The organism is Zafaria sp. Z1313, from assembly GCF_050563205.1.
Lineage (GTDB): Bacteria > Actinomycetota > Actinomycetes > Actinomycetales > Micrococcaceae > JAZDCJ01.
The window spans coordinates 1-12,913 of record NZ_JBNWUK010000022.1 but is presented as its reverse complement, the minus strand read 5'-3'; the positions used below and the strand labels follow the sequence as shown (position 1 = coordinate 12,913).

The 12,913-nt window shown below is 72.0% G+C and carries 14 protein-coding genes; 4 read left to right on the top strand and 10 right to left on the bottom strand.

Translation table 11 applies throughout. The features are described 5' to 3' along the window. The first annotated feature begins 20 nt into the window (after positions 1-20). Positions 21-578 carry a dihydrofolate reductase family protein gene (locus ACQ3I4_RS14940; protein WP_329863247.1) on the top strand — a complete coding sequence of 186 codons (558 nt, stop codon included), beginning with the start codon at positions 21-23 and terminating at the stop codon, positions 576-578. Positions 579-609: 31 nt separating this feature from the next. On the opposite strand, the gene ACQ3I4_RS14935 is transcribed toward ACQ3I4_RS14940, so the two are convergent. The 4 genes from ACQ3I4_RS14935 to ACQ3I4_RS14920 form a co-directional block, all read right to left on the bottom strand. Beyond that, entirely contained in the window at positions 610-1,383 is a 774-nt protein-coding gene (locus ACQ3I4_RS14935) for an SGNH/GDSL hydrolase family protein (RefSeq protein ID WP_329863249.1), read from the bottom strand. A gap of 109 nt (positions 1,384-1,492) precedes the next feature. Further along, positions 1,493-2,137, bottom strand: a complete 645-nt coding sequence (locus ACQ3I4_RS14930) for a DUF3105 domain-containing protein (protein WP_329863251.1) — start codon at positions 2,135-2,137, stop codon at positions 1,493-1,495. Positions 2,138-2,164: 27 nt separating this feature from the next. Beyond that, positions 2,165-2,914: a DUF305 domain-containing protein gene (locus ACQ3I4_RS14925; RefSeq protein WP_329863253.1), complete on the bottom strand. Its 750-nt coding sequence runs from the start codon at positions 2,912-2,914 to the stop codon at positions 2,165-2,167. 54 nt (positions 2,915-2,968) lie between these two features. Continuing rightward, positions 2,969-3,406 (bottom strand): hypothetical protein, encoded by a 438-nt coding sequence (locus ACQ3I4_RS14920; RefSeq protein WP_329863254.1) that lies wholly within the window; start codon positions 3,404-3,406, stop codon positions 2,969-2,971. Between the two features lie 133 nt (positions 3,407-3,539). On the opposite strand from ACQ3I4_RS14920, the gene ACQ3I4_RS14915 reads away from it, so the two are divergent. Then, positions 3,540-4,271, top strand: coding sequence for a M50 family metallopeptidase (locus tag ACQ3I4_RS14915; protein WP_329863256.1), 732 nt, complete (start codon positions 3,540-3,542; stop codon positions 4,269-4,271). Between the two features lie 7 nt (positions 4,272-4,278). Here the strand turns inward: ACQ3I4_RS14915 and ACQ3I4_RS14910 are convergent, their stop codons facing one another. After that, entirely contained in the window at positions 4,279-5,736 is a 1,458-nt protein-coding gene (locus ACQ3I4_RS14910; RefSeq protein WP_329863258.1) for an HNH endonuclease, read from the bottom strand. A gap of 156 nt (positions 5,737-5,892) precedes the next feature. Between ACQ3I4_RS14910 and ACQ3I4_RS14905 the strand changes: the two genes are divergently transcribed. Both ACQ3I4_RS14905 and ACQ3I4_RS14900 read left to right on the top strand, forming a co-directional pair. Beyond that, complete coding sequence (locus ACQ3I4_RS14905; RefSeq protein ID WP_329863260.1) at positions 5,893-7,374, top strand: TIGR01777 family oxidoreductase; 1,482 nt, start codon at positions 5,893-5,895, stop codon at positions 7,372-7,374. A gap of 277 nt (positions 7,375-7,651) precedes the next feature. Continuing rightward, positions 7,652-8,416 carry a transglycosylase family protein gene (locus tag ACQ3I4_RS14900; RefSeq protein WP_329863261.1) on the top strand — a complete coding sequence of 255 codons (765 nt, stop codon included), beginning with the start codon at positions 7,652-7,654 and terminating at the stop codon, positions 8,414-8,416. Between the two features lie 243 nt (positions 8,417-8,659). Here the strand turns inward: ACQ3I4_RS14900 and ACQ3I4_RS14895 are convergent, their stop codons facing one another. The 5 genes from ACQ3I4_RS14895 to ACQ3I4_RS14875 all read right to left on the bottom strand — a co-directional run. Next, positions 8,660-9,013, bottom strand: a complete 354-nt coding sequence (locus tag ACQ3I4_RS14895; protein ID WP_329863263.1) for a hypothetical protein — start codon at positions 9,011-9,013, stop codon at positions 8,660-8,662. A gap of 169 nt (positions 9,014-9,182) precedes the next feature. Next, positions 9,183-10,031 (bottom strand): heme ABC transporter ATP-binding protein, encoded by an 849-nt coding sequence (locus ACQ3I4_RS14890; RefSeq protein ID WP_329863265.1) that lies wholly within the window; start codon positions 10,029-10,031, stop codon positions 9,183-9,185. Further along, entirely contained in the window at positions 10,028-11,023 is a 996-nt protein-coding gene (locus ACQ3I4_RS14885) for a FecCD family ABC transporter permease (RefSeq protein ID WP_329863267.1), read from the bottom strand. The genes ACQ3I4_RS14890 and ACQ3I4_RS14885 overlap by 4 nt, the downstream gene beginning before the upstream one ends. Then, complete coding sequence (locus ACQ3I4_RS14880) at positions 10,921-11,619, bottom strand: heme/hemin ABC transporter substrate-binding protein (RefSeq protein ID WP_430633849.1); 699 nt, start codon at positions 11,617-11,619, stop codon at positions 10,921-10,923. The genes ACQ3I4_RS14885 and ACQ3I4_RS14880 overlap by 103 nt, the downstream gene beginning before the upstream one ends. Before the next feature lie 117 nt (positions 11,620-11,736). Continuing rightward, the coding region (locus ACQ3I4_RS14875) for an IS256 family transposase (RefSeq protein WP_430633832.1) at positions 11,737-12,913 on the bottom strand (1,177 nt) is incomplete at its 5' end.

Below are 12,913 nucleotides of genomic sequence, written 5' to 3'. Positions count from 1 at the left end.
CCACGACACCGGGAGGAAGCATGGGACGGCTGATCTACACGGCGATCACCTCGCTCGAGGGGTACTTCGTCGACGCGGACGGCGAGTACGGCTGGTCGATGCCGGACGAGGAGGTCTACGCGCACCTCATGGAGCGTGAGGCCTCCGTGGCCACGTTCCTGCTGGGCCGGCGGATGTACCGGGAGATGACGGCGTGGGAGGCCCCGGAGCTCGTGGCCGAGGACGCGGACTTCGTGCAGAACTACGCGGGGACGTGGGCCGCGGCCGAGAAGATCGTCTTCTCGCGCACCCTCGATTCCGTCACCAGCCCCCGCGCCCGGATCGAGCGCGAGTTCGATCCCGACGCCGTCGCCCGGCTCAAGGAATCGGCGGAGCACGACCTGAGCATCTCCGGGGCGGAGCTAGCCGCCGAGGCGATCCGGGCGGGTCTGGTCGACGAGTACCGGCAGTACGCGAGCCCCCTCGTCGTCGGCGGCGGCCGGCACTGGCTCCCGGAGGGCGTCCGGCTCCCGCTGCGGCTCGTGGAGCACGCCGCGTTCGGCAACGGGGTCGTCTACCTCGCCTACGTGCCGGCCTGACGGTACGACGCCGGGGCCCGGCCCGGGCTGATCAGCCGCCGGCCGCCGTGGGAACCTCGGCGAGGTGGGCCAGGACCGCCGCTCCGATGACGCGCGCACCGGCGTGGTCCGGATGGATCCCGTCGTACGCCATGCCCGGTGCGAAGCGGCCCGGGTCGTCAGCGGCGCGCAGCCCGGCGGCGGCATCGACCCACTCCCAGCCCTGCTCCGCCGCGAAGGCCTCCAGCCACGCGTTGTACTCGAGGGTCGGTCCGCCGAAGCCGTCCCGGGGAGGGATCGACGAGACGACGACGCGCGGTGCGCCGGCTGCCTCGACGAGGCGGATCAGGTTCGCCCCGATCCGCTCGGGAGCCGTTCCGCGGTAGATGTCGTTGGTGCCGGCGAGCACCACGAGCACGTCCGCGTCCACGGCGCCGAGCCCCGCGGCCATGTCGGCGCTCGTCGCCCCTCCCACGGCCCAGCCGCCCGTGAACTCCACGCCGGGGGCCTGCGCGTGGCGCACCCACGAGCGCTCGCCGACCTCCCGCCGTCGGACGTCCTCCGGGAACGCGTGGTCCGCCGTGATCGAGTCCCCGGCGACGGCGAAGCGCAGGACGTCGGCGCCGGCGACGGCCTCCGATCCGGTCCCCGCGACCGCCGGGACGGGCGCCCCGGAAGCCGGACCGCGGACGGCAGGGGACTGCAGCACGGCCAGCAGGGCCGCGGCGAGCAGGACGGAGAGGACGACGGCGGCCGCACGCCCGCGCCGCAGGGCGCGGTTCGGGCGAGGGGCGGGCGGGGCGGCGGGGGCCGGAACGGGTGGCACGGGAGGGGCTTTCGGGCGGGCGGCGGACGGATCAGCTCAAGCGTAGGTCCACCCCGCCCCGCCCCCGCCTCGGGGGCGGTTGCGATCCGGTGACGATTCCCTGCGCCTCCTAGCCGATGCCGCCCGTGCAGGCGGCCCCGGGTTCGGGCGTCTGCGGTCCCTGGCGGTACTTCTGGATGAAGTCGGCGATCCGCGGATCCTGCGCGGAGTCGGCCACGAGCTGCACGCCCCAGGCGCTGAGCTTGATGGGCTCCTCCTGCGCGGGCACGGGACTGAGCAGCAGGTAACTGCGCTCGCCGACGGTGTCCGTCAGCGCGGCGATGTCGGCTTCGGCGGCGTCGTCGTTGTAACTGATCCAGACGGCGCCGTGCTCGAGCGAGTGCACGGCCGCCGTCTCCTGGACCGGATCGGTGTAGATCCCGCAGTTCTGCCAGACGGGGAAGTGGTCCCCGCCGACCCCTGGCACGGTCTCGTACTCGACGGCGTCCTGGACGTGGTTGGCGCTGACGATCTCGTATTCCTGCGCCCCGTCAATGGGCTGCGCGGCGCGGGCGACGGCCTCGTTGCGGGCCTGGGCCTGGCCCGTGACGACGATGCCGACGGGGACGGCGATCGCCGCGACGGCGGCGACGGCGACTCCGGCCGTGATCCAGCGCCCGCGCTTGGCGCGGCGCTCCTGGGCGGCGACGAGGGCGAGGGCCTGCTCGCGCTTGGACCGGGGTTCCCGGTCCGAGGTGGCGTTCTTGCGGTTCATGGTGTCTTCCTTCACGGTGTGGGAGGCTCAGCCGAGGTCGGCGAGCAGGTTGTTCATGGCGTGGATCTCCGACTCCTGGGCGGTGATCATCTTGGCCGCCAGGTCCAGCACGTGGGCGTCCGAGGCCCGATCCAGGGCCGCCTGGGCCATCGCGACCCCGCCCTGGTGGTGGCGGATCATGAGCTCCAGGTAGAGCCGGTCGGCGTCGGAACCCGTGGACTCCTCGAGGCGGGTGATGTCCTCCGCGCTGGCCATGCCCATCGAGGCGTTGGTATGCGCGGCGGCGGCCTGGGCTCCGGAGACGGGTCCGTGCGTCGACGTCCCCTCCGTCGATGTCCCCTCGGTCGAGGTCCCGTGCGCCGCGTGGGAGCTTCCGCCCTCCACGACGAGGTCCTCCATCCAGGCCATGGCCGGCCGGTCGCCGGTCTGCGGCAGCCCCCACAGCTCGAGCCAGGCGTACATCTGTCCGGACTGCTGCGCCTGCGTCGTGGCGATGTCGTAGGCGATCGAGCGGACGCCCTCGCTAAGGCCGGTGTCGCGGACGATCAGGGAGAGCTGGACGGCCTGGTTGTGGTGGGTCTGCATGTCTCGCGCGAATCCGGCGTCGGCGGAGAGCTCGTCCGGCGACGTGGAGGCGGGAACGAGCGTGCCGAGCAGCCAGCCGCCGATGCCGACGGCCACCACGAGGGCGGCGAGCGCGGCGACGAGCGGGCGGTTCAGCACGGGTCCGGACGGGGCGTCCGGGACGCGGGCAGGGTCGTGCGGGGTTTCTGGCATGGTTCTCCTCGGGAGCGGCACGGAGGGGCGGGCGGCGGCGCAGGGCCGCCGGGCCTACGTGCGGCTGACCGAGAGGGCGTTGAGGTCCGGGGAGGTGGCGCCCGCGGCGTCGGGACGTCCGGAGAGGTCGGCCGCGAATCCCGGGGCGCCCCAGGCGCGGTCCGTGTCGGGACGCGGCGCGGTGCCGGCCGGGACGGGCTGGACGTCGGTCTGCCCGTGGCAGGCGGGAGCCGGGGCGTGCAGCGGGCAGTCGGTCGCGCCGTCGTCCACGGAGGACGACGCCGGGGCCGAGCCTGCGTGCCCGTCGGGGGCATGGCGGGTCGACCCGTAGGCGACGGAGACGGCGTCGGCTACCGAGCCCGCCGAACGTGCCGGGCCTGCGGGGTCCGCCGTGGCTCCGACGGGGCCGGCGAGGAGGGCGGCCAACAGGAGTGGCAGCGCGAGGACCGCGGCGACCAGCGCGGCGAGGCGCGGGCGTCGGTTCCTGGGCATGATGCTCCTGCGTCGAGGGCGATGGTTGACCGTACAAGAATAGCCGCCGGAAGCTGGGAAGCCCCTGTGAGCCGTCACAGGCGTACCGCGTAGATTCTTCTCCCATGAGAGAGGTCGAGGGCGGGGGAATCCGATGAGCGGGGCGCTGGAACAGTGGTGGCGGGCCCTGCGTGACGGATTCGCCCACGGCGCGCCCCTGCATCTGGAGGCCATGGTCGTTGTGCTGGTGATCGCCGCCGCGGTGGCGCTCTCGGTTCCGCGGGCGACGTGGCGGTGGTTCGGGCTCTACGTCACGTTCGTCCACGAGCTGGGGCACGCGCTCGCGGCGCTGCTGACCGGGCGCGTCGTGCGGGGCATCCGCCTGCGTCTGGACCACTCGGGCGAGATGGTCAGCCAGGGCCGGGGCACGGCGTCGGCGGTCTGGGCCGGATTCTGGGGCTACCCCGCGCCGGCCGTCGCCGGCGCCCTGATGGTGTGGTCTGCCGCGTCCGGATGGGGAGGTGCCGCGTTGTCGATCGGGGCCGTGGCGCTGCTCGTCTCGATCCTGTTCATCCGGAACGGCTTCGGGATGCTGCTCGCCGTGGTCTGCGCGGCGGTGGCCCAGGGGCTCGTGGTGTTCCTGCCGCGGCAGGCCGTGGGCGTCGTCGTGTTGGTTCTCGGCATTTCGCTCCTGGTCGGGGCGGTGCGGGACTGGTTCAAGGTGGCTTCCGTGCACCGGCGCCGCGGCGACCGCCGCAGCTCGGACGCGTACCTCTTGTCCCGCATGAGCGGCGTTCCCTCTCTCGCGTGGCTGGCCGGATTCGCCGTGGTCATCGGGGCGTGCTCCTTCTGGGCGCTGACGGTCCTGGGCCGCGTCGTCGGCTGAGGCGGCGTCATGCGGCGTGGGGGTCCTCGTGCTGGGGCAGGTCGTTGAGCTCGAGGTAGATGGGGGCGTCCCCGGGCGTCGCCGGCGTGCCGGGCAGCGGTGGTGCGATCGAGCGGACCCGTTCGCCGTCGGCCGTCGTGATGACGACGGCGTGGCGCTGTCCGGGGAGTAGCTCTGTTTCGGCGCTCCAGGCATTGGCTTCCTTGTCGTAGTTGCAGGCCTCGCACAAGCCCTGGCCGTTCTCCGTGGAGGTCGTACCGCCCGAGGCGTAGGACAGGATGTGGTCGTAGTGGCGGATCGGGGCGTCGCACCAGGGCATGCGGCACTGGGCGTCGCGGATGGCGATGAACTTCTTCATGCCCGCGGGGAAGATCCGGGCGCGCGAGTCCATGCCGAGTAACGCTCCGCTGTCCGGTGCGGTGTAGAGGCGGCGCAGCCAGATCCGCGCCGCCGACTCCTCGTCCGGCGACATGGCCTCCGGGAGGACGCTAGACGGCGGCCCGGCTGGCGGAGCCTGCGGTGCAGGAGGCATCGAGGGCGGAGGGCCGGGCGGCTGCCCTCCGGGTGGGGCCGGAGCGCCGGAGGCGACGCTGCGGATGAGGTCCCGTGCCCACTGGGCGGGAACGACGCCGTAGCCGTTAAGCCGTGCCGGCTCGGATTCGCCTTGGAGCAGTGTCCTGTCGGTCATGACGAGTTGGATCTCGAGGTCGACCGGTGCCCGTGCGGGGCGGCCGGTGACGCGTTCGACGAGCGTGTCGGCCATGATCTGCCCCCGGGAGCGGCGGTCGCCGGAGGCCCGGCACCGCTCGGCCTCCTGGGAGAGCGCCGCGACGACGGACACGCCGGCGGCGACCGGCAGCAGGGCGGTGACGTTGACCATGGTGTCGGGGGCGGGCCGCGAGGTCACGCGGCGCTCGGACTCGGCCTTCGCTGCCCGGGCCACGACCGAGTGCGGATCCAACGCCTGCGCCAGTTGCTGGGCCCGCGCCGCGAGAGCACGGGGACCGAGGCCACGCACGGCGTCAGGGGTCGGGCACAACGTGCGGTCCAGATGCTGCCGATCCTCAAGGGTCAGGCAGGCGGTCTCGCGCACCAGCACGGTCGCGCCCCACTCGTTCAGCGTTCCCGCTTCGAGGGCCTGCAGCGTGTGGGGCATTTCGCGGACCAGGATCCGGGAGAGACCCAGATGGCGCTGGCCCAGGTGCGGGGACTCGCGGCGCGCGGCACCGAGCTGCGCGCCGATGCCCTGCCCCAGCCGCTCGGCCGGAACGCCCCGGGCGCGGCGTTCCTCCCGCACGGCGTGGTCGAAGGCGGCCGCGAGCCGGGCCTGCGCGGCGCACGCGGCGGACTTCAGGTCCTCAAGGACACTGATCCTCTCCAGTGCCTCGGCCGGGGTGATCCCGTCCAGCTCGGGCGGGCTCTCGAGGGCCCGTGCCGCTTCCCGTAACCGCGATTCTTCGAACATGTGTACTACTCTATGGAGTCCTTCCGACACTTTGGTGCGGACCATTGCCGTTGTGGACGAGGCGGCCCGAAGGGCGGATGTGGAGGGCGGGTCGCTCGGCCTCCGCGGCCAGGCGTGTCATAGCCAAGGCCGGCCGGATCGGGCAGAGTGGAGGTCATGCCTGTCTTCGAGTACCGGACCACCCTGCCCCGCGGCCGCCGGGAGGTCTTCGAGTGGTTCGAGCGGCCCGGCGCCATCACGCGGTTGACCCCTCCCTTCTCCGGCAGCGTGCGCCGCGGCCCGAGCGACGGCATCCGGCCGGGTTCGACGGCCGTCCTGGGCATCGGAGCCCCGGGGTCCGCCGGCCTCCTGGGCGCCGCGGCCGCCAGCATGGCCTCCGGTGTCCTGCCTGCCAAGGCCCGCCCTGAACTGCTCTGGCACGCCCGCCACACCGACCTCGAACCGGGGCTCTCCTTCACCGACACGATGGACCGCGGTCCGCTCAGGGCCTGGACCCACCGTCATCTCTTCGAGGACGCTCAGCGCACGGGAGGCGGGTCGGGGACCACCATGGTCGACCTCGTGGAATTCGAGCTCCCCGCCGTTCCCCGCGTCGACCGGCCCCGGACGGGTGGATGGACGGAGGCCCTGTTCCGGCGCGAGCTCGAGCGCATCTTCGCCTACCGCGAGCGGCAGTTGCGGGCGGATCTGGACTTCCACGCCGCCCATTCCGGCACGCCGCGTACCGTCGCCGTCAGCGGCGCCGGCGGGACGATCGGCACCCAGTTGTGCGCCCTCCTCGCAGGAGGCGGGCACCGCGTGATCCGTCTCGTCCGCCGTCGCGCATCGGGCCCGGACGAAATCTCCTGGGACCCGGAATCCGGCCGGCTCGACCCCGCGGCGCTGGGCGAGTGCGACGCCGTCGTCCACCTCTCGGGGCATCCCATCGGCGGGAGGCTCACCCCCTCGACGAAGCAGAAGATCCTGGCCAGCCGTACGACGTCGACCGCCCTCCTCGCGAGGACCCTCGCCTCGCTCGCGGGCGACGGCCGCCAGCGGGCCCTCGTCGTCGCCTCGGGCATCGGCTACTACGGATCCCATCCGCACCAGACGCCCGAGCCCGAGCCGTTGACCGAGGACTCCCCGGCCGGCCACGACTTCCTGGCCCACGTCTGCGTCGCCTGGGAGGAGGCCTGCCGCCCCGCCATCGTGGCCGGGGTGCGGGTCGCGAACCTGCGCACGGGCCTGGTCCAGACGCCCGCCGGCGGGCTGTTGCCGCGTTTCCTGCCGCTGTTCCTGGCAGGGCTCGGTGGTCCGCAGGGCGCCGCGGCCTGGAAGAGCTGGATCGGCATCGACGACATCGCCGCCGCCCATGCCTTCGCGGCCCTGAACGACGCCGTCGAGGGCCCTCTCAACGCCGTGGCCCCCCAGCCGGTCACGGGCACGGAGTATGCCCGCGTGCTCGGCACGGTGCTGCGACGCCCGGCGGCCATCCCGGTTCCGGCCTTCGGCCCGCGCCTGTTGCTCGGAACGCAGGGGGCCCACGAACTCGCCGAGGCGGACCAGCGCGTGGCGCCAGCCGTCCTCGAGCGACTGGGCTTCTCCTTCCGGCACCGTTCCCTCGAGGCCCAGTTGCGGCACGTCCTCGGCCGGAGTTGAGACGCTCCGGGCCTGTGATGCGCCTGTGAATCATTCGGTCCGGGACCGTTCGGCTTGACGGGCCCCCGGGGTCGCCGGTTAGCGTGGTTAGATCACGTTTTGGTAACGCCAGCCCGGTCCGGGCGGCTTCGCCCCGCCGTTCGGGGTGCCGAAACACGCAGGGCCCGCACCCTTGGTTCGTCCGCGCGGCCTCCTGGAAACCTGATGTCGATCATCTGCCGGACGAACACGCATCGATGGCCGGGGACGGCCTGAGCGGGGGTGGCCCTGGAGAACCGTGATCCAGAACAACAAGACCCGTCGTTTCACCCGTGCCGGCATCGCCGGCGGAATCGCCACGCTCGCGCTGGCCGGAGGCGTGGTGGGCCTCGGAGCCGCTCCCGCCTCCGCTGCCTCGGCCGCGACGTGGGACGCGCTGGCCGAGTGCGAGTCCAGCGGCAACTGGTCCATCAACACCGGAAACGGCTACTACGGCGGGCTGCAGTTCAGCCTCCAGACGTGGCAGGCGTTCGGCGGAACCGGCAACCCCGCCGACGCCAGCAAGGCCGAGCAGATCGCCGTCGCCGAGAAGATCCTGGCCGGCCAGGGCTGGGGCGCCTGGCCCGCGTGCTCCGCCAAGCTCGGACTGTCCGGGAAGTCCGGCTCGATCGCCGGATCCTCGGAGGCCTCGTCGACCGCCTCCACGGGTTCGACGAGCTCCCAGTCCACGAGCTCCCAGTCGGCCGGTTCCCAGTCCTCCGGCGCAGCGTCGTCGAGCCAGGGTGCGGCGACGCAGGAGGCCACGGCTCAGAAGGCCGCGCCGCAGAAGTCCTCGGCCTCGGTGCCGAAGCACCGCGCCGACGCCCCGGTCGACGCCGTCGCCACCGTTCCCGCGAAGGACTCCGGCGACGACTACACCGTCGCGTCCGGCGATACGCTCTTCACGATCTCCGAGGAGCTGGGCCTGGCCGATTGGCGCGCGCTCTACTCGCTCAACCAGGACGTCGTGGAGAACCCGGACCTCATCTTCGTGGGCCAGGAGCTCGACGTCCCGACGAAGTAGCGCCACGGCCCGCGGGCGGGCCGTGGCGGTGGCCCCGAAGGAATGCGGCCCAGACCTGTTCGGCCTCCACGCCGAAGGTCCGGGCGATGTCCTCGAGGGACCACCCCTCCCGCCGCAGCTCGCGCAGCGTCGGGTACCCCGGTGGTTCCCGCATCCCGTCCATGGGCCCATTCAAACGCAGGGCACCGACGCTTCGGATCCGAAGCGCCGGTGCCCTGCGACGTGTGACGTGTGCCTGCCCGGCTACCGGGATTCCCGCGGCCGCAGTTCCCCGGCGTCCGCGACCTCGAAATGGTGCTCGAGGTGCTCGTGGCACAGGCAGTGGATCGTGAACATCGGCAGCCCGTAGGAGCCGTACCATTCGTTGGCCGAGAGCAGGACGTGCCCGCGCAGGGCGAGCGCCGGGAGCTCGGGCGGCATAAAGGGGTTGTACTTCGAGGGGTAGACCCACTGGCCCTCGAGCTCGAAGCTCGGCAGCGCGTAGGGGTCGTGCCGGTTGTGCTCGGTGGGGTAGAAGACGCCGTCGATCAGCCAATGACTGGCCAGGCCCTGCTCGAGGTCCTGGTTGTAGCTTGTCGGGAACAGGATCGCTTCCACGGGACAGGCCTTTCTTCGCGGGGAGCCGGTGGCTCCTCAAAACCGTTGGCTCTTAAAGGGGAACCGATGGCGGGGGCCACTGCGACATGCCACCCGCCATCGGCTTCATTCACCACTTACCAAGCAAGACTTAGCCTACCCTTACTCAATTTCGTTGTAAAGGCGTCTCCTAATAAGTCTCCGGATGTCCGCCAATGACACCGCGTAACGGCGCGATCCGGAGCCGCCCGGACGCCCCCGTGCGAAAGACCTCGATCGGGGTCCCGTAGACCTCCGTCAGGCGCCCGGCCGTGCAGACCTCCTCCACGGCCCCATCGGCCACGACCCGTCCGTGGGACATCAGCAGCACCCGGTCGGCGTAGGCGGCGGCCGCGTCGAGGTCGTGCAGGACGACGACGGCGGAGCCCGCTTCCGCGAGCCGGCGGCACTGGGCGAGGGTCTTCTCCTGGCGCGCGATGTCCATCGCGGACACGGGCTCGTCCAGGAGCACGACCCGCCCTTCCTGCGCCAGGACACGCGCGAGCGCGGTGCGCTGGCGCTCGCCGCCGGACAGGACCGTCACGGCCCGCGGGGCCAGATGCGAGATCTCGGTGGCCTCCATCGCGGCGGCGACCGCATCGTCGTCGTCCTCCTCCCGTTCCGTGCGCCGCCACGCCGTGCGGCCCATGCGCACGACCTCGGCGGTCGTGAAGGGGAAGGCGACCTGCGACTCCTGGCCCATGACCGCGCGGTGCCGTGCGGCCTCGGCCGTGCCCCACGCCTTGAGCGGGCGGCCGGCGAGCCGGACCTCGCCCGCCGCGGGGGAGAGGTTCCCCGCGAGGACGGCGACGAGGGTCGACTTGCCGGCGCCGTTCGGCCCGATCACGGCCGTCACCTCGCCGGCTCGGACGTCGACGTCGACGCCGTCGAGGATGGGACGCCCGCCCGCCTCGATGCGGACGCCCCGCGCCTGGAGCTGGACGGACGTGGTGGTCGCGGCGTCTGCGGCGGCGCGCGCCACGGTGCTCTGGTTCCTCACAGCATCCCCTGCTTCTTGAGCGTGTGGCGGAGCAGGATGAAGAACACCGGCCCGCCGACGACGGCGGTGAAGATCCCGATCGGCAGGTCGGCGAACGGGATCGCCGTGCGCACGGTCAGGTCCGCGACGCTGAGCAGCAGCGCCCTGCCGAGCGCCGAAAGCGGCACGAGCGAGCGGTGCGACGGTCCGGTCACGAGCCGCAGCGCGTGCGGGACGATGAGCCCGACGAAGCCGATGATCCCCGCGAACGCCACGGCGGCGGAGGTCAGCAGCGCCACGCACAGGATGGCCCCGATCCGCAGCCGTTCCACGTCGACGCCCGCGTGCCGCGCGGCCCGCTCGCCGAGCGAGAGCAGGTCCAGCTGGCGCAGCAGCAGGGCCGCGCCACCGAAGCCCGCGCCCAGCACCACGGCGCTCGTCGCGACCGCCGTCCAGGTCGAGCCGTTGAGCGAGCCCATTTGCCAGAAGACGATCTGCTCGCGGCTCGCGGTGTCCGCGAGGAACACGAGGAAGGAGATCGCGGCCCCCGCCTCGGCGTTCACCGCGATGCCCGTCAGGACGAGGGTGAGCACCATGGAGCGGTTGCCGGAGCGCGCCAGGAGGTAGACGAGCCACGTCACGAGCAGGCCGCCGAGGAAGGCGGCGAGCGGGAGGATCAGGGGGCTCGCGGCGCCGAGGCCGAACACGATCACGAGGCAGGCGCCTACGGCCGCGCCGGAGGACACGCCGATGACGCCGGGCTCGGCGAGGGGGTTGCCGAAGACGCCCTGCATCACCGCGCCGGCGACCGCCAAAGCCGCGCCGACGACGACGCCGAGCAACAGGCGCGGGAAACGCACGTTCCACAGGGTGGCGTCGAGCATCGCGGTGGACTCCTCGCGCGTGCCGGTCACGGCGCGCCACAGCGAGCCGAGCACGTCGCCGGGCGTCGTGGCGAACTGGCCGTTCGCGGCGGAGACCACGAGCACGCCGGCGAGCAGGACGGACAACACGGCGCGGGTGGCCCATGCACGGCCGCGCCGGGCCAGGGCGCCGCGCGGAGTGCCCGGGGCGTGCTCCGGGCCGGCGCCGGCGCGTAGACCGCCTCGGCGATCGCGAGGAGCGCGGCGGCGGAGTTCGGGCCGAAGGAGAGCAGCTGGCCGTCCGGGACGTCGACGACGCGGCGCTTCTGCCCGGCGGTCGTCTGCGCGACGCCGGGTCGCTCGAGCAGCCCGTCGAGCCCGCCGGTGGACTCGAGCCCGGCGCTCATGACCAGGATGACGTCCGGATCGAGCGCGGCGAGCGCCTCGGCGTTGGCCGGCTTGGTGCCGGTGATCCCCGCCTCGCCGGCGGCGTCGGTGATCATGGGGCGGATGCCGTCCATCGTGCGATCCGGGGTGAACATGACCAGGTCGATGCCGGCGGAGCGCAGCTGCTCGAGGACCTCGGGCGGGCCGAGCGTCGAATCGGCGAGGATCACGGTCGGAGCCAGCGCCAGGATGGCCTCGGCGTTGCGCTCGTGGCCGTTCGAGGTGACGAGCGGCAGGGACGCGATCGAGGGGTTCGTGTTCGACGACGTGCGCCCGACGAGCTGATCGCCGAGCCCCAGGCCGATGACCGTGTCGGCGAGCGTTCCGTACCGGTCCAGCGCGAGGATGCGGGAGGCGTCGTCGACGGTGACGGACGGGGTCTGTCAGATTAACGGTGGATCTGGCCTGGCGCATTGTCAGTTGATTCGGCCTTCGAAGGTGATAGCGAAGGCGTTGAGCGCGGGCTTCCACCTCGTGACCCACCGTGCCCGACCTTGCCCCGTCGGGTCAAGCGACCGGGTCACGAGATACAGGCATTTCAGCGCGGCAGCGTCGTTGGGGAAGTGCCCGCGGGCACGGACGGCGCGCCGGTAGCGGGCGTTGAGCGACTCGATCGCGTTCGTGGAGCAGATGATGCGGCGGATCTCGACGTCGTAGTCCAGAAACGGGATGAATTCCGCCCATGCGTTCTCCCAGAGCTGCCGGATCGCGGGATACATGGTGCACCACTTCTCGGCGAACTCCTCGAACCTGGCCCTCGCGACAGCTTCGTTGACGGCGGTATAGACCGGCTTGAGGTCGCGGGCGATCTGGTCCCAGTACTTCCGCGACGCGTATTTGAACGTGTTGCGGATCAGGTGGATGATGCATGTCTGCACCGTCGTCAGCTCCCACGTCGTGTTGATCGCGTCCGGGAGGCCTTTCAGCCCGTCGCAGACGACGATGCAGACGTCCTCGACGCCGCGGTTCTTGATCTCGGTGAGCACGCCGAGCCAGAACTTCGCGCCCTCACCACCGTCGCCGGCCCAGATCCCGAGGATGTCGCGTTCCCCGCCCGTGGTGACGCCGACGGCGACGTAGAACGGTTTGTTGCGCACCTGCCCGTCCCGCACCTTCACGACGATCGCGTCGATGAACACCACCGGGTAGACGCGGTCCAACGGACGGTTCTGCCACTCGGTCATCTCCTCGATCACCTTGTCGGTGATCTTCGAGATCGTGTCCTTCGAGACGCTGGCTCCGTAGACATCGTCGAAGTGCGCCGCGACCTCACCGGTCGTGAGCCCGCGCGCGGTCAATGACAGCACGATCTCGTCGATCCCGTCCAGCCGACGCTGCCGCTTGCGCACGATCCTCGGCTGGAACGACCCCTCACGATCCCGGGGAACGTCGATCTGCACTGCACCGACCTCGGTCATCACGGTCTTCGCCCGCGTCCCGTTACGGGCATTCTCGCCGGTGCTGGGCTGGTGCTTGTCATAACCGAGGTGCTCGGTCATCTCGACCTCGAGCGCAGTCTCCAGCACCCGCTTCGTTAGCCCGGCGAGCAGCCCGTCCGGGCCGACCAGGCTGACGCCCTTCTCCTTCGCTTCC